Source organism: Pseudomonas sp. TH37 (assembly GCF_016650735.1).
Classification (GTDB): domain Bacteria; phylum Pseudomonadota; class Gammaproteobacteria; order Pseudomonadales; family Pseudomonadaceae; genus Aquipseudomonas; species Aquipseudomonas farris.
The window spans coordinates 284851-301837 of the sequence record NZ_JAEKFD010000010.1; the positions used below are offsets into that span (position 1 = coordinate 284851).

Genomic DNA, 16987 nt, shown 5'->3' on the forward strand with positions numbered 1-16987 from the left:
GACCGACCAGACAGGCTCCGCCCCACCAGTTTCGTAGATTAAAAGCTGACTCCCCCCTCAAAAAAACATTCACAATGGCAATTTTCCAGATCGGTATTAGGCTAACGATCTACGCGCCAGTCGGCGTACAGCACACTGCCATCATGGAAAAGGATGACATTCATGAGCACTCCCAACACGGATCGTTTTCATATTTTTGGCGTCTGTACGCCAAAAAATTACTGCCTGTTCGTCGACTACGTGCTCGACGAAATCAAGGATCGCGAAAGCAGTTTGCTACAGCGCATACAGGAAACACCCGACCCGGCATTACGCGTCTGGCGAGAAACCACACCACTGCAAGGCACGGATGTTTTGGAGATCGAATGCGTGAAAGACCGGGAAACAGCGCAAGAAGCGGTCGAGTTCTGGCGTGCGTATTTTCATTCCTTGGGCGAAACCATTATCGAAGCTGACCACGTATGCGACAGGTTGGATTGAGGGGGAGCGCATGGAGTCTGAGTCGGAACAATGCCCACTGAATATTCATTACCTGATGTCCTTGAGCGTCTGTACCAAAATCAGCTCGCCTTAGAGGCGGCCGTGATGGAGTTGACCTTGAGGGTTGAGCGCCAGGGTGCGACGGACACTGGCGACAATGTCCGCGGAGCGCTTCACACGATCGGTGAGAACGCCGGACACATCAAACAGGGCTTGCCCAAGCTGAGGACCCAACGGCCACCCTAATCAAGGTGGTTCCGACCTCCTTCCTTCAAAAACTCTCTGTCGCGCGGCTCCCGCTTCCCGAATCAGCACGCGCTATCTTGCAGTGCTGATCAACCTTAGACTCCAGCTCGTCAGATTCAAACCCCAAATTATGCTTTTGCAAGCGTAATGGCATAATATGCCAATGATCGAAAGAACCTGTTTGCCCAGAGCTGGAGCTAATTATGGCGACGCGAAACGTTGTGCTCACCCCACACCAGGAACAGGTTATCCAGGACCTGGTTCAGTCCGGCCGTTATCAAAATGCCAGCGAAGTGATGCGAGAAGGTTTGCGTCTATTGGAACAGCGCGTCGCCGAAGACACCGCCAAAATTGAGGCCCTGCGTCAGGCGACCTCGATCGGCATCATGGACCTTGAGCACGGGCGCTTTACTCAGTTGAACGAAGGAGATCTGGAGCACTACCTCGAGGGCTTGAGCCTGGAGGCAACCCTCCCCGCGCGCGCGAAACACTGAGCATGCCGCAGTATCGGATTTCCAACGCGGCGCGCGCCGACATTGTCGACATCCTCAGGCTCTCCCAGACGCGGTTCGGCGATCAAGCACGCCAGCGGTATCAGGCGCTGATCCTCGCGGCGCTGCAAGCGATTGCCGACACGCCTTATCGCATTGGCAGCCACGAACGCGATGAGCTGGCACCGGGCCTTCGCAGCTATCACCTCATCTATTCACGCCAGCAGACCAAACGCCCCCATGGGGCGGTCAAAAGCCCACGCCATATCGTGTTTTATCGTGTGGCAAACGACGATGTGATCGAGGTCGTCAGACTCCTGCATGACGCCATGGACGTGCAACTGCACCTGCCCAACGACTGATCACCGGCCTGGCCCAACGGCTTAACTGCCCATGAACAGCGAAGGTAAGGCGCCCGCCTCTACATCGCAACCTGAGCGCCCTCGCTGCCAGCCGACTCGGTGGCCAATTGAAGCGGAGGGTTCTGGGCCCGACCGGATTATCGAGACCCACGATCAGAAGCACGATGCTCAACGTTGCGTGCCACATTCAATGCTGAACAACCGCTTCCTCGGCGTTTTCCGTGGCCAGGCGCCTAGCATTCCCCTCCAGCTGCCGGTGGACACGCGGATCGATGCCTCTAGCGATCAGTACCCTCGCAACATCACGCAGTGCACGAGCATCTCGTAGGCTAATTTCAGGATAGGTGCCGAGAGAAATACGGGGTTGCTTTTCCGCCCAGGAAAAGCGGAAGTGCCAGTACTTGGCGCCTTTCGTATTCACGAAAAGAGCGAGGCCGTTGTAGTCAGGGAGGGTGTAGTCCTTGGCACGAGGTTTGGCGTGTCGGACCGCGGTATCGGTGAGAGCCATCGTACAATCTCCGTCTCGTTTAAACAGAGGAAATTTGTACGGTTTCCAGAGAGGCGAGTCCCACGAAAAAGTGATCTACCAAGCGCCGGATTAATGTACTAACAAATGTACTAACAAATCGTGGCTGCTGGTGGTTTAAAGAAGAACTTACTGGAACGAAAAAAGAGGCCTAAGCCTCTTTTTTGGGTTTCTACATACTTCAGTGGAAGCCTATAGAAAAATAATTGGAGCGGGAAACGAGACTCGCGCGTCCGACCCATTGAAATCTAAGGGGTTTCTTTTCTTGCCGGAGCAGGAAAAGACTCAATTCTGGACTTGTTTTTGGGATGTATCAAGGGCCAAGAAGGAGTGATTCCAAGATACGCTATTGGATTCTACCCAAAACCGTACGCTCAATATCCACTCCTGACCCACGCAAAAGCTAGCCAAGATAGTGCCCACCATCTTTTGATGGTGGACATCATGTCGCCGCTTAAAGGGCGTGGGTAGATAGGTTTATCGGCTCCTTACCATTCAATCAAGTCCAAGACTTTATTATCAAATCAATATTCTCTGGCAGAGTGATTACGTTGGAGTGTCTACCGTGAAGAGTCATTTGCGTGCTGCCCGACTTGTCTTTTGTCCACAACAGCCAGTCCATTGGTGTCGACTCTTTCGAGTGCAACGAATCCGCCGCCCATACCACATGCAACGGAGCATTGATGGCATGAGGCTCGAATTGCGAGTCCAAGGCGGCATGCGCACGCTGGATAAGATACTGCTGATGCAAGAACTCCAAATGATGATCGGCCACGCCATGCTCAAGTAGCCATTCAGGATTTTCACGAATAACGTGCTCAAAATCCCCCTCTATCGTCCGCGCGAACGCCTGGACCCGCGTCAACACAGCACGCAAATCGGGATCGAGCATCAGATCGTCCGCATTTAAGTGCAGAAAAACGGAGGCCAGGAAGGCTTCATGGCTGTCATGAAAGTCGGTGTCAAAGCCTGAGTCAAAAAGGCCCAGCCACTCCACTTCCCGCCCCCTCGACTCGAACAGCATCGCCATACGAAAGGCAATTTTTCCACCCAGTGACCAACCCGCTAACCGAAGCTTACCCACGGGGTAAAACTCATTGATCACCTCCACATAGCACTCACACAGGCTTTCAAGGGTGTAATCGGCCAAGTCGTATCCCGCCACCTCTGGAGACTGTATTGCGAAAGCACTCATCGACTGCGGCAGCCTCTGCGCCAAAGGCCTGTAGCCAAACACCGTACCGCCTGCGGGATGAATGAAAAATATGCGCTGCTCGCCGATGCCGCCAAGAGGCGTCAGCAATGAATGTTTGATTGAAGGAGCCTCTAACAAGTTGGAAAACGCTCTCAATGAGGGAGACGTAAAGATGGTAGACATGGGAAGGGTTACACCGAACTTGTCACGGACCGATTGATAAAGCCTGATAACCAGCAGGGAATGACCGCCAATCTCAAAAAAATTATCCTCTCGACTCACTCGGTCGATACCCAGCACGCGACACCATATTTTTTCCATTTCGACTTCTATGGGCGTGCATGCGCAAACGAACGCCTGACGAGAGCACGAGGTTTGGGCGACTTCGTTTTTCTCGATGTGACTCAGGACGCTTCCGGCCACGCTGAACGCCTCTGAAATTCTGCGCAAATTTTCCACGCGCGTCCTGGCATCCTGATGACTGGTGTGGCCAGCAACGACCAGCGAGGGTAAGTCACCACCCCCCTCCTGACTCAAGCCGGTTTCATAACGTGCCGTCAGCGCCTCACGTGCTTCAATAACAAAATAGTGTGTAACACGATCACGCCCCGTGCAGCTTATCGCCCCCAACGATATCAGGAAGTTATGAACAGGTTCGTTCTTTGCGGAGGGTAGATACGGCGCGATGATATATCGACAAGCCTGTTCAAGCGCGAGGGTGGCCAATTTATTCAAAATAATATATTCGACACCCTTGCCCAACACTCGACAGCTCAAGAGAAAAGTATCTAATTCAAGTACTGGGGCACACGCCCGATAGAAAACGCCACCGGTCAAGCCATAGTCGCCAAAACGGTCCTCAACTTGAGCGGTAAGAAAAGTCAGCTCCTTTTCGTTCTGTAAATTTTCAATCTCGGCCACGCTACGCCGCCGAGTAGAAAGGTTGAATTGGTTTGTACGCTGCGTCAGTTCGGCAATACGTAGTCGCTGTTCTTCCCGCATCTCGCCGAGATTGACTTTTATCTCAAGCCCCGCCAAAAACTCCTGAAAGTTCGAGGCCGTTTTTCTCAAAGCATCCCGCTCTTTGTTAAGCACGTATTGAGCCGCTCTACCTTTGGCATCATCTGTCACACGGACTTTGTCAAAAGCCCATGCGCCCTGCAGAAAGGTTGCCGTCTGCGTGCGATCGGCAGGCAGATTAAATGTCAATACGTCGGGAAGGCTGGCCAGAACCTCAGCGCACTCTACTGGGTTGTCATCTATAAAAATAAAGCTATCGACTCCCAGGTTCAGTTCTCTCGCCAGGCTCAGGATATTTTCACTCTTGGGCTGCCAATTTATTCGAGCGCCGACAAAGTGTTCGCGTTGCAAAGGAAAATCCTTGCGTTTGGAGAAAACCTCCCACACATCCTCCTCGACATTCTTGCTGCACAGGCATAGCAGCATGCCTTGTTCCAACTGATCACGCATGAAGCGCTGCAGCGTTTCACTTGGCTCGTCAAGCAATACGCCTTCGGCCCCCACCTCGCCACACACACCGCTCCACAGGGTGTTATCACAATCTAGAACGATCACCTTATACGGCGGATAACTGAGCGCGTGATAATGCCGCAGAATAGATTCACCCAGTACGACAAACGCCTCACTGGTGTATGGAACATGCGCCAACTCCTCGGCATAGCTGTCATTCCATTCGAGCGCCGGATAGCGGGCAATCAAAGCAGGCGAGAGAACACAATGCACGTTGCTCATCGATGAGACCTGCTCACTTAGATGCCGCTCAGCCGACGCCAAGGCTTCATACAGTTGCGGGGCCTGCCTAACTGCATCCGAACACGGACAGCACAGAAGCACTAGCTGGCGCGTGCTATGGCAACCGTATGTTTTTACCGCATGAACAAACTCCAGCAGATGGCTTTGCAACTGCTCGGTCATTCTTTCCACGGACGGCCCCGTCGCGGATTTCAAGTCCGCCGAATTCAGCCAATCTTCTAACCGAAGCAAGCAGACATTCAAGTCACCGAGACCGTTGGAAAATATCCCGGCAGGATTGAGCAGTGTCTGAATGACTTGGTTATAGGGTGAAAAGTTAACGACAGCCGTCGAACCCAGAGCGTCGCTCCAGAACTTGATAGCGGGGAAAATGTAGTCTGCAGTGAAGCTAGACGAGATGTTGACATGCAGTTTCTTCTCTCTTTTTCTCGACGCTTTGACCTGCTCGACCAGCGGTGCACCAAGCTTGAAACTGGCGAGCGGTACCGTTGAAGACGAGACCAATCGAGAGAAGAACAGCTGATAGGCACCCAGAAGGTCCTTGATGCTCTTTTCTTCAAACAACTGCGTGTTGTACTCACAGCTCAGCTTTATGCCGTCGCCCTCTTCCGTCGCCACAAAACGTAAATCCAAGAGTGAAGACACCACAGGCAGATCGACGATTTCGGCGACCAGGGAGGGTTCGCCAGCTCCGCCCTTATTGTTGCTGCCCTGGGAAAAACTGACGGCGTCGCGATAGTTCTGGAGAAGAAAACCCACGTTGAACAGTGGGTTGTAAGCCACATTCCTGACCGGGTTGATAGCCTCCACGATTTTTTCAAATGGACATTCCTGATAGGTAAAAGCCGTCACCACGTGTTCGTGCGTCTGTCTCAAGAACGCTTCCACACTGAGCTCATAATCCACGTGGCCCCTTAAGGGCAAAAAGTTCATGAAGCAACCGACTAATGACTCAGTTTCAGATCGGTTTCTCCCCGCAGTCACGGTTCCCACGACAATATCGTTCTGGCCCGACCAGCGCGCCAGCAGAAGCTGAAGCGTGGCCAACATGATCATGAACGTAGTCCATCCCTTGTCTTTGCCTAACTGCCTCGCCCTCTCAAGATCAGATGAAGCCAGGACAACTGTGTGCGTATTACCGGTGAACGATTGGATCGCTGGACGAGGGAAGTCCGCAGGCAGTTCCAGGGTCGCCGGCGCACCCTCCAGGCGAGACTTCCAGTAATCCAACTGAATGTTCAACAGCTCGCTTGAAAGGGCACTTCTCTGCCAGACCGCATAGTCACCGTACTGTATCGCCAATGACTTCAGGGAATTGTCGGCGCCTTGCAAATAAGCGCTGTACAGTGCCGCCAACTCATTCATGAGAATATTGAGGGACCAACCGTCCGAAATGATGTGATGCATCGCGATCGTGAGCAGGTGCTGTTCATCGGTCAGGCAGACAAGCTGGCAACGAATCAAAGGCCCCTGCTCGAAACAGTAAGCCCGCCGGGACAGTTGCTGTGCGAGCTGGCGGGCCTGGGCATCAGCCACGTCCGGCCCTTGGTCGCTCAAATCGACATAATCGATCAGCAGACTCTGTGAAGGGTGCGTGACCTGCAAAGGACGCCCCTCCTCGCTGATAAACGTGGTCCGCAGCGACTCATGCCGCTCCACCAGTGTGTTGAGTCCCGCTTGCAAAACACCATGATCGAGCACTCCTCTGAGCCTTAACAAGCAGGTCATGTGATAGGCCTCGCCCACACCTTCCAGCTGGCTCAGAAACCAGATTCGCTCCTGGGCCCACGACAACTCGCATCCCCGGGTTCTGTCCGCACGCGGTATCGGGGCCATGGTGCCTTTCTGTACGCGAAGCGCTGGTTGCTGCTTGAGCCGTCTCATCAACAGCTCACGCTTGATCAATTCCAAGTTCGATGGCCGGGTTTCCATACCTTGCAAATCACTCACTGACTCTCTCCTAGTAGTGTCTGGCCTTGGAGGCTTTCAAAATCGTAATCGCTCTCGACTAGCATCAGTTGAAGCTCCGCTTCGCTCAACCCATCAAACTCGGCAGCGATACGCTCCAGCTCAGACGCGTCGAATTGTTGGAGATACGACTGATAGATGACATCGGACAGCGCGGATAGAACCGGCAACTTGAAAACTTCGGCGATCGGTAGCTCCACCTCAAACGTTTTCCTGATCCGGGAAATCATTTGGACAACCAATAACGAGTGGCCGCCAAGATCAAAGAAGTTGTCATGACGCCCTACTGGCGCCACGTGCAGCATCTCTTCCCACAGCGCCGCCAGTTGCTCTTCCACCTCGCCAACCGGCGCCTCGTAAGCCCGGTGTGCCTCTTCCCCACTCGCAACCATCGGCAACGCACGTCGATCAAGCTTGCCGTTGGCGCTCAGCGGCAACGCAGCCAGCAGCAGGTAGCTGTGCGGCACCATGTAGCTGGGCAGTGCACTGCCCAGGTGTTCGCGCAGGTCGCCCAACGCGATCGCTTCGTCGCCGCTCACCAGGGTGTAATACGCCACCAGCCGGCCTTCTCCCGGCCGATCTTCCTGCGCCAACACCACCGCCTCGCGGATACCTGGGTAACGCGCCAGTCGTGACTCGATTTCCCCCAGTTCGATACGCAGCCCATGGATCTTCACCTGGTGGTCGAGACGCCCCAGGTACTCGATCTCGCCCGCTGAACGGTAACGAGCCAAGTCGCCCGTCTTGTACAAGCGCGCGCCCGCCGGGCCAAAAGGATCGGGCACGAAGGCTGCGGCGGTCAGGTCGGCGCGCCCCAGATAGCCCCGCGCCAATCCGATCCCGCCAATGTACAGTTCGCCCGCCACGCCTGCGGGAACCGGGTTCATCTGTTGATCCAGCAGGTAGATCCGGGTGTTGGCGATCGGTCGCCCGATCGGCACGCAGCCCTGCGTGTACTCGGGGTCGCACGCCCAGAAAGTAACGTCCACCGACGCTTCGGTCGGGCCATACAAATTGTGCAGGGCGGCGTCGGGAAGACCTTCAAAAAACCGCTGCTGCAGCTCCAATGGCAACGCTTGCCCGCTGCACATCACTTGCTTCAGCGAGCGGCAGTCGGCCATGTCCGCGGTAGTGAGAAAGACCTCCAGCATCGGCGGAACAAAGTGCAACGTGGTGATCGCTTCATGTGCGATCAGCCGCGCCAGGTAGTCCACATCCTGGTGCCCACCTGGCTTGGCGACGACCAGCGTCGCACCGTAGGCCAACGGCCAGAAGAACTCCCAGACCGAGACATCAAAGCTGAACGGCGTTTTCTGCAACACCCGATCCGTCGCTTCCAGCCGGTAAGCCTCCTGCATCCACTGCAACCGGTTGACGATCCCGGCATGCTCCACCGCCACACCTTTTGGCCGACCTGTGGAACCGGAGGTGTAAATCACATAGGCCAGGTGCTGGGCACCGGTATCGGTGACCGGGTTGTCCAGACTGTAGCCTGCCAGCTCGGACTCCTCGATGATCCAGGTATGAGGGTAGTGTTCAGGCAAGCAGGCGGCGCTCGCGGCCTGGGTCAGCACCAGGGCCGGCGCTGCATCTTCCAACATGTACGCCAGGCGTTGCGTCGGAAAGCCAGGGTCCAGCGGCAAGTACGCGCCACCGGCCTTCACGATCCCCAGCAGGGTAATCACCATTTCCAGTGAGCGCTCAAGGCACACGCCCACCCGGACATCAGGCCCCACTCCTCGTTCACGCAAATAACCGGCCAGCCGGTTCGCCCGACCATTGAGCTGCGCATAGGTCAGCACCTGCCCTTCAAATACCAGGGCCGGGGCTTGCGGCGTGCGTGCCACCTGCATTTCGACCATCTGCTGCAAGGTTGCCATCGCCGGGTAATCAACCTGGGTGTCGTTCCAGTCGAGCGTGACCCGCGCCAACTCCGCCTCGTCAATCATCGTCAGTTCATGCAGAGGACAGTTGGGCGCCTCCACCACCGATTCCAGCAGACGCGTGAAGTGCTGCGCCATCCGTTGCACCGTGCTGCGGTCGAACAGATCGGTGTTGTATTCAAGGCTGGCATGCAACTCCCCGGCCCGCTCCTCCATCACCAGCAGCAAATCGAATTTCGCGGTCGTGCTCTGCATCTCCATCGGTTCGAGGATCAGGCCGGGCAATTGAAGGCTGCCCAGCGGCGCGTTCTGCAAAACCAGCATCACCTGGAACAACGGCGAATGACTGGTGTGGCGCACCGGCTTGAGTGTCTCCACCAGTTGCTCGAACGGCACGTCCTGATGGGCGTAGGCATCCAGCGTGGTCTGGCGCACTTCATCGAGCAGCGACTCGAACGTCACCGCTTCATCGACCTGCGTCCGCAAGACCAGTGTGTTGGTGAAGAAGCCGATCAGCGCCTCGGTTTCGATCCGCGTACGGTTGGCCACCGCCGTGCCCAGGCAGATGTCGCTCTGGCCAGAGTAGCGTGACAACAGCAGGTTGAACGCTGCCGTCAACACCATGAACAAGGTGCCATGGGCCTTTTTACCCAGTGCGGCCAATCCACCGCTGACCGCGGCCGGTACGCTGAATGTCAGGCTGTCGCCGCGGTAACTCTGCATCGCCGGCCGCGGGCGGTCCGTGGGCAACGTCAACAGTACTGGTGCACCGGCCAGGCGCTGGGTCCAGTAGGCAAGCTGGTCAGCCAGCACCCCACCCGCCAGCCACTGCCGTTGCCAATGGGCGAAGTCAACGTACTGCACCGGCAGTTCGGGTAACGGGGATGGCTTGCCTTGGACATAGGCCTGGTAGAGCGAAGCCACTTCGTTGATAAGTACGCCCATCGACCAGCCATCGGAAACGATGTGGTGCATCGTTATCACGGCAACAAACTGGTTTGTGCCAAGGCGAAGCAAACGCACCCGCATGAGTGGCCCGCTACTCAGATCAAACCCAGTCTGTGTTTCCCTCTGTAGCTCTTGCTGAATCGAATGGTTTTTATCAACGTGAGGGTCGACTGCCAGGTCGGTAATTATCAGCTCTAGCGTCTGACTTGCAGCAATACGCAGGCTTGGCTGCCCGTCAGAGGTAGTGAAGGTGGTGCGCAGTACTTCATGACGACGAATGATTTCGTTGAAAATGCTGGCCAGGATAGTGAGATCCAACTCTCCGGATAACTGAAGAGCCACCGTCATGTTGTAGGTTGAATCACCCGCCGACAACTGATCAATGAACCACAAACGCTGCTGTGCAAAGGATAATTGCAGTGGCTCCTTGCGCGTTATCGACGTGACCGTTGGCAAGGCTCCAGTACTGCTCTGCTGTTCCTGGATAATGCACGTGGCCAGGCTCTTGATTGTCGGCATTTCAAACAGGTTGCGTAATGGCAGCTCAACAGCGAGCGATCGCCGAATCCTGGAAACCAACTGGGTCGCCAGTAACGAGTGGCCGCCAAGATCAAAGAAGTTGTCATGACGCCCTACTGGCGCCACGTGCAGCATCTCTTCCCACAGCGCCGCCAGTTGCTCTTCCACCTCGCCAACCGGCGCCTCGTAAGCCCGGTGTGCCTCTTCCCCACTCGCAACCATCGGCAACGCACGTCGATCAAGCTTGCCGTTGGCGCTCAGCGGCAACGCAGCCAGCAGCAGGTAGCTGTGCGGCACCATGTAGCTGGGCAGTGCACTGCCCAGGTGTTCGCGCAGGTCGCCCAACGCGATCGCTTCGTCGCCGCTCACCAGGGTGTAATACGCCACCAGCCGGCCTTCTCCCGGCCGATCTTCCTGCGCCAACACCACCGCCTCGCGGATACCTGGGTAACGCGCCAGTCGTGACTCGATTTCCCCCAGTTCGATACGCAGCCCATGGATCTTCACCTGGTGGTCGAGACGCCCCAGGTACTCGATCTCGCCCGCTGAACGGTAACGAGCCAAGTCGCCCGTCTTGTACAAGCGCGCGCCCGCCGGGCCAAAAGGATCGGGCACGAAGGCTGCGGCGGTCAGGTCGGCGCGCCCCAGATAGCCCCGCGCCAATCCGATCCCGCCAATGTACAGTTCGCCCGCCACGCCTGCGGGAACCGGGTTCATCTGTTGATCCAGCAGGTAGATCCGGGTGTTGGCGATCGGTCGCCCGATCGGCACGCAGCCCTGCGTGTACTCGGGGTCGCACGCCCAGAAAGTAACGTCCACCGACGCTTCGGTCGGGCCATACAAATTGTGCAGGGCGGCGTCGGGAAGACCTTCAAAAAACCGCTGCTGCAGCTCCAATGGCAACGCTTGCCCGCTGCACATCACTTGCTTCAGCGAGCGGCAGTCGGCCATGTCCGCGGTAGTGAGAAAGACCTCCAGCATCGGCGGAACAAAGTGCAACGTGGTGATCGCTTCATGTGCGATCAGCCGCGCCAGGTAGTCCACATCCTGGTGCCCACCTGGCTTGGCGACGACCAGCGTCGCACCGTAGGCCAACGGCCAGAAGAACTCCCAGACCGAGACATCAAAGCTGAACGGCGTTTTCTGCAACACCCGATCCGTCGCTTCCAGCCGGTAAGCCTCCTGCATCCACTGCAACCGGTTGACGATCCCGGCATGCTCCACCGCCACACCTTTTGGCCGACCTGTGGAACCGGAGGTGTAAATCACATAGGCCAGGTGCTGGGCACCGGTATCGGTGACCGGGTTGTCCAGACTGTAGCCTGCCAGCTCGGACTCCTCGATGATCCAGGTATGAGGGTAGTGTTCAGGCAAGCAGGCGGCGCTCGCGGCCTGGGTCAGCACCAGGGCCGGCGCTGCATCTTCCAACATGTACGCCAGGCGTTGCGTCGGAAAGCCAGGGTCCAGCGGCAAGTACGCGCCACCGGCCTTCACGATCCCCAGCAGGGTAATCACCATTTCCAGTGAGCGCTCAAGGCACACGCCCACCCGGACATCAGGCCCCACTCCTCGTTCACGCAAATAACCGGCCAGCCGGTTCGCCCGACCATTGAGCTGCGCATAGGTCAGCACCTGCCCTTCAAATACCAGGGCCGGGGCTTGCGGCGTGCGTGCCACCTGCATTTCGACCATCTGCTGCAAGGTTGCCATCGCCGGGTAATCAACCTGGGTGTCGTTCCAGTCGAGCGTGACCCGCGCCAACTCCGCCTCGTCAATCATCGTCAGTTCATGCAGAGGACAGTTGGGCGCCTCCACCACCGATTCCAGCAGACGCGTGAAGTGCTGCGCCATCCGTTGCACCGTGCTGCGGTCGAACAGATCGGTGTTGTATTCAAGGCTGGCATGCAACTCCCCGGCCCGCTCCTCCATCACCAGCAGCAAATCGAATTTCGCGGTCGTGCTCTGCATCTCCATCGGTTCGAGGATCAGGCCGGGCAATTGAAGGCTGCCCAGCGGCGCGTTCTGCAAAACCAGCATCACCTGGAACAACGGCGAATGACTGGTGTGGCGCACCGGCTTGAGTGTCTCCACCAGTTGCTCGAACGGCACGTCCTGATGGGCGTAGGCATCCAGCGTGGTCTGGCGCACTTCATCGAGCAGCGACTCGAACGTCACCGCTTCATCGACCTGCGTCCGCAAGACCAGTGTGTTGGTGAAGAAGCCGATCAGCGCCTCGGTTTCGATCCGCGTACGGTTGGCCACCGCCGTGCCCAGGCAGATGTCGCTCTGGCCAGAGTAGCGTGACAACAGCAGGTTGAACGCTGCCGTCAACACCATGAACAAGGTGCCATGGGCCTTTTTACCCAGTGCGGCCAATCCACCGCTGACCGCGGCCGGTACGCTGAATGTCAGGCTGTCGCCGCGGTAACTCTGCATCGCCGGCCGCGGGCGGTCCGTGGGCAACGTCAACAGTACTGGTGCACCGGCCAGGCGCTGGGTCCAGTAGGCAAGCTGGTCAGCCAGCACCCCACCCGCCAGCCACTGCCGTTGCCAATGGGCGAAGTCAACGTACTGCACCGGCAGTTCGGGTAACGGGGATGGCTTGCCTTGGACATAGGCCTGGTAGAGCGAAGCCACTTCGTTGATAAGTACGCCCATCGACCAGCCATCGGAAACGATGTGGTGCATCGTAACCAACAGCAAATGCTCGTCCACGTCCAGACGCACCAGACTGGCACGGATGAGCGGGCCACGCTCGAGATCAAAAGGCGCCGCCGCCTCACTGGAGAGAAGGCGTTGCCTCTCTCTTTCCCGCGCCACAACGGGCACAGAACTGAGGTCGATGTGCTTGAGCGAGCCTTTGACCACCTGTTTGATCACTTGTACAGGCGTGTCATCCACACATGGAAAGACGCTGCGCAAGGTTTCGTGCCGCTCGACAAGCGTATCGAACACCGCCGAAAAAACCTCCGATCGCACCGGACCTTTCATCAGCACGGCAGCCGGTATCGAATAAGTACTGCCTAACCCATCAAATTGATTCAGGACCCACATTCTTTGCTGGCTGAACGAAAGCGGTAATGGATCCTCTCGGCAAATGGCAACCATCGACTGCTCGGAAGACTGAGTGACCGCACGAAGGCGAGTCGCCAAACGCTCAATCGTCGCGTACTCAAACACATCCTTCAGTCGGGCTTCATGCTTGAGTTTCTGACGAATCCTTCCGTTCATCTGCATCGCCAGCAGCGAGTGACCACCCAGTTCGAAAAAGTCGTCGTGACGACCTATTTTTTCAATACCCAGGATATCTTGCCAAACTTCGGCCAGTGCAATTTCCAGGGTCCCCACTGGAGGCGCATAGGCGGTCACCTGCAAATGCGAGAACTCTGGAACGGGAAGAGCCAGACGGTCGAGTTTTCCGCTGGGTGTCAGCGGCATATCCTCCAGCAGAACATAGGCCGAGGGCCGCATATAGTCAGGAAGGGTCGATTTTATTGAAGTGCGCAACGGCTCTATTTCAACGGTTTCACCTTCCTTGGCGGTGATGTAGGCGACCAGCCGTTTATCACCCTGATGATCTTCACGGGCGATCACCACAGACGTTTTCACATGAGGAAAACTGTCCAGTTGCGCTTCGATTTCACCCAGTTCAATGCGAAACCCTCTGATTTTCACCTGATGATCGTCGCGGCCCAGGTAAATTAGGGTGCCGTCAGCCCGGCGGAATCCCTGATCCCCTGTTTTGTATAGGCGTGAACCCGCCAGCCCGAGAAAAGGATCAGGTACGAACCGCTCTTCATTCAGTTCTGGCCGATTCAAGTAGCCGCGCGCGACACCGACACCGCCCACGAAAATCTCGCCACTGACGCCAATAGGCACCGATTGCCCCTGTGAGTTAAGGATATAGAGTTGAGTGTTCGCAATCGGCTGACCAATGGGCAGCAACGTGTTGCAATAACGACTCCAGTCCGAGTTCAAGCGATAAAACGCAACAACATCGGAACACTCTGTTGGCCCGTAAGAGTTGATAAGTTCCAGTTCGGGATACCGCTCGCGCAAGAACAACAAGCGCGACATATTGATCGGCTCCCCTCCTAGGAATACCCGGCGCAGGCTCGACAGTTGGCCCGCTGGCGAATCCGCTTCCGCAAGAGCGTAGAAGGCACTGGGTGTCAGGTTCAATGTCGTGACTTTCAGGGACTCCACTTCCTCAAGGATAACGTCCGGATCGAAGGGCTCTTCGCTCAAATACAGCCTCCCTCCACAGAGAAGGCTTGCGAACAGGTTCTTTTGGGTCAGGTCGAAACTGAACGAAGTCACGATCAGAAATCGATCGTTATTGTCCAAGGCGAAGTCGTTGGCATACCAACTCAACAGGTTCACGACACCTTGATGGTGAACTCCCGCCCCTTTCGGCTTTCCCGTCGAGCCGGAGGTGTAGATGACATAGGCCAGATGTTCGGGAGTAGTGAGCGAAGAGACATCGGCCAGATTATCGCGGGCATATGGGTCGACAAACGCCCATTGCGTATCGAGCGCCAGCACGGGTGGCAAACAGGTGGGCAAGTCTGCTCGATGTTTTTCCTGAGTCAATACAACCTTGGGGGCTGCATCTTCCAGCATGTATTCGATACGCTCGAGTGGGTAGCCAGGATCCACGGGGCAATAAGCGGCACCGGCTTTCAATATCCCCAGAATCGCAACCATCATGTCAACACTACGGTCTACGAAAACCGCCACCAGGCTGTCGGGCCCGACACTTTGAGCCCGCAGGTAGCGCGCCAACTGATTGGCACGCGCGTTCAACTCGGCGTATGTGTATTGCTGACCTTTGCTGGCTACCGCGACCTGATCAGGCGTTCGTTCCACCTGCTGTTCAAAAAGCTGATGGACCAGGGTTCCCTGTGGATAGGCGCGACCAGTCATGTTCCAGTCGGCCAACTGACCAAGCGATGCATTGAGGTCTTCTAAACGCAGCGACGAACAACGGTTCTCCGGGTGCTGTGTCGCGTCCAGCAGAAGATTATTGAAGTGCTCAGCAAAGCGGGCGATCGTACTTGCGTCGAATAAATCCGTGTTGTATTCGAAAAAGCAGACGGCCGCGCCCGGCATTTCGTCAATGGATAGCGTCAAGTCGAACTTTGCCAGTTGCGCATCGAAATCCAGCATTTCAAAGAATCCGGATTCCGTACCTGACGAGCGATTGTTCACTTGATGGGTGAACATCACTTGGTACAACGGAGAATAACTCTTGGATCGCGCCGGTTGTACCGCATCGACCACGGCGTCAAACGGCAAGTCCTGATGAGCGAAGGCCCCCAGGCAGACCTCACGCACCTTTTCGAGGTACTGATAGAAGCTGTCGTTGTCATGCTGCTCTATACGTAAAGCGACGGTATTGACCATCAGCCCTACCAGTGACTCATATTCTTTCTTCGATCGACCTGAAACCGGGGTACCAATAACCACGTCATTCTGCGAAGCATATTTGGACAGAAACAGCGCGAATATGGCCAGCAGCGACATGTACCTTGAGCATCCATGCTGTGCCCCCAGTGTGGCCAGTCGATCAACCGTCTCAGGTTTCAGAGCAAAGCGATGGCGTGCGCCCTGATAGGTTTGCACCGGCGGCCGTGCCCGATCCAAAGGCAAACTCAATGTAGCGGGCGAGTCTGCAAGTGTTGCGGACCAATAGTCCGTGCACACTTTCAGATGCGCTTGATCGCCGCCCTGGGCGTCCTCGTACGCATAATCGATAAAGCTGAAGGGAAGAGAAGGCAAAGGGGAGTCTTTCTCGCCCCGACAGCGATGCAAATAAGCCGTGACCAGGTCGCTGGCGATGAGATTGCCCGACCACCGATCAGTGATGATGTGGTGAAACACAAAACACAGGAGATAGGCACTATCTTTCAGGCGAAACAACTTCACCCGAAACAACGGAGCAACATTCAAATCAAAAGGACGCTTGGCCAGCTCCTGCACCAGGCCTCTCAGGGATGGACGTTTACGCCCAGGTACAAAACGCAGGTCGACCAACTCGACCGTATATTGCTCACCTGTTCCGACTACTGCGTTGAGCTCGGTAACGTCCTGCTCGAATCGGGTACGTAAAGCACTGTGCCTTGTTATGACGTCATTGAGTGCCTGGTTGAATCGTGGGATATCCAGCGATTCCCGACACAAGAATATCGAGGTCTCGTTATAGGGCGCACTATCGGCGCCCATCATTTCATGCATCAACCATAGGCGCCTTTGAGCAAACGTCACGGGTGAGACCGTTGCAATCCCGCTCTTTTTTCTTTCTTCCCAGAAGTCCAGGCCTACCCAATGCCCATCCGGGATGAAATTGATAATGCTCTTCTTATACTGCCGTATTTTCGGAAGCCATTGATTGAGAACACCTTCTTGTTCACAGCGAATATTGAGCTCTTCCGATTGCGAGCGAAGCTCAACACCTAGGTGAAAGAGGCTTTCAAGCAAGTTTTCCATTCGTCGATCCTTCCTGATCAGCCTGATAGGCGCGAAGTCATCCTGGAGATATCCACGCGAACAAATACGCTCTTGGACATACCAGCTTTAATTGAGGGGGCACGCAG

7 protein-coding genes are annotated in these 16987 nt (G+C 56.2%); 4 read left to right on the forward strand and 3 right to left on the reverse strand.

Going from position 1 to position 16987, the window contains the following annotated elements; genetic code table 11:
* Positions 1 to 162: 162 nt before the first annotated feature.
* The 4 genes from JFU11_RS23420 (at position 163) to JFU11_RS23430 (ending at position 1579) form a co-directional block, all read left to right on the forward strand.
* Positions 163 to 480 carry a hypothetical protein gene (locus JFU11_RS23420; protein ID WP_201062244.1) on the forward strand — a complete coding sequence of 106 codons (318 nt, stop codon included), beginning with the start codon at positions 163 to 165 and terminating at the stop codon, positions 478 to 480.
* A 30-nt stretch (positions 481 to 510) separates the two neighbouring features.
* A complete protein-coding gene (locus tag JFU11_RS28200) occupies positions 511 to 726 on the forward strand; it encodes a hypothetical protein (protein WP_242483632.1) in 216 nt (71 codons plus the stop codon).
* 203 nt (positions 727 to 929) lie between these two features.
* Positions 930 to 1220, forward strand: coding sequence for a type II toxin-antitoxin system ParD family antitoxin (locus JFU11_RS23425; RefSeq protein ID WP_201062245.1), 291 nt, complete (start codon positions 930 to 932; stop codon positions 1218 to 1220).
* A gap of 2 nt (positions 1221 to 1222) precedes the next feature.
* Positions 1223 to 1579 carry a type II toxin-antitoxin system RelE/ParE family toxin gene (locus JFU11_RS23430; RefSeq protein WP_201062246.1) on the forward strand — a complete coding sequence of 119 codons (357 nt, stop codon included), beginning with the start codon at positions 1223 to 1225 and terminating at the stop codon, positions 1577 to 1579.
* Positions 1580 to 1766: 187 nt separating this feature from the next.
* Here JFU11_RS23430 and JFU11_RS23435 read toward each other — a convergent pair whose 3' ends face one another.
* The 3 genes from JFU11_RS23435 to JFU11_RS23445 all read right to left on the reverse strand — a co-directional run bounded on the left by JFU11_RS23435 (position 1767) and on the right by JFU11_RS23445 (position 16880).
* A complete protein-coding gene (locus JFU11_RS23435) occupies positions 1767 to 2087 on the reverse strand; it encodes an Arm DNA-binding domain-containing protein (protein WP_201062247.1) in 321 nt (106 codons plus the stop codon).
* A 517-nt stretch (positions 2088 to 2604) separates the two neighbouring features.
* Positions 2605 to 7023, reverse strand: a complete 4419-nt coding sequence (locus tag JFU11_RS23440; RefSeq protein ID WP_201062248.1) for an HAD-IIIC family phosphatase — start codon at positions 7021 to 7023, stop codon at positions 2605 to 2607.
* Positions 7020 to 16880, reverse strand: coding sequence for a non-ribosomal peptide synthetase (locus tag JFU11_RS23445; protein WP_201062249.1), 9861 nt, complete (start codon positions 16878 to 16880; stop codon positions 7020 to 7022). Before JFU11_RS23445 ends, JFU11_RS23440 begins: the two co-directional genes overlap by 4 nt.
* Between the last annotated feature and the right edge of the window lie 107 nt (positions 16881 to 16987).

Excerpts from the sequence above, each read along its gene's own strand:
- JFU11_RS23425 (WP_201062245.1), top strand. The coding sequence starts at position 930 with ATGGCGACGCGAAACGTTGTGCTCACCCCACACCAGGAACAGGTTATC.
- JFU11_RS23435 (WP_201062247.1), bottom strand. The coding sequence starts at position 2,087 with ATGGCTCTCACCGATACCGCGGTCCGACACGCCAAACCTCGTGCCAAG.
- JFU11_RS23420 (WP_201062244.1), top strand. The coding sequence starts at position 163 with ATGAGCACTCCCAACACGGATCGTTTTCATATTTTTGGCGTCTGTACG.
- JFU11_RS23445 (WP_201062249.1), bottom strand. The coding sequence starts at position 16,880 with ATGGAAAACTTGCTTGAAAGCCTCTTTCACCTAGGTGTTGAGCTTCGC.
- JFU11_RS23430 (WP_201062246.1), top strand. The coding sequence starts at position 1,223 with ATGCCGCAGTATCGGATTTCCAACGCGGCGCGCGCCGACATTGTCGAC.
- JFU11_RS28200 (WP_242483632.1), top strand. The coding sequence starts at position 511 with ATGCCCACTGAATATTCATTACCTGATGTCCTTGAGCGTCTGTACCAA.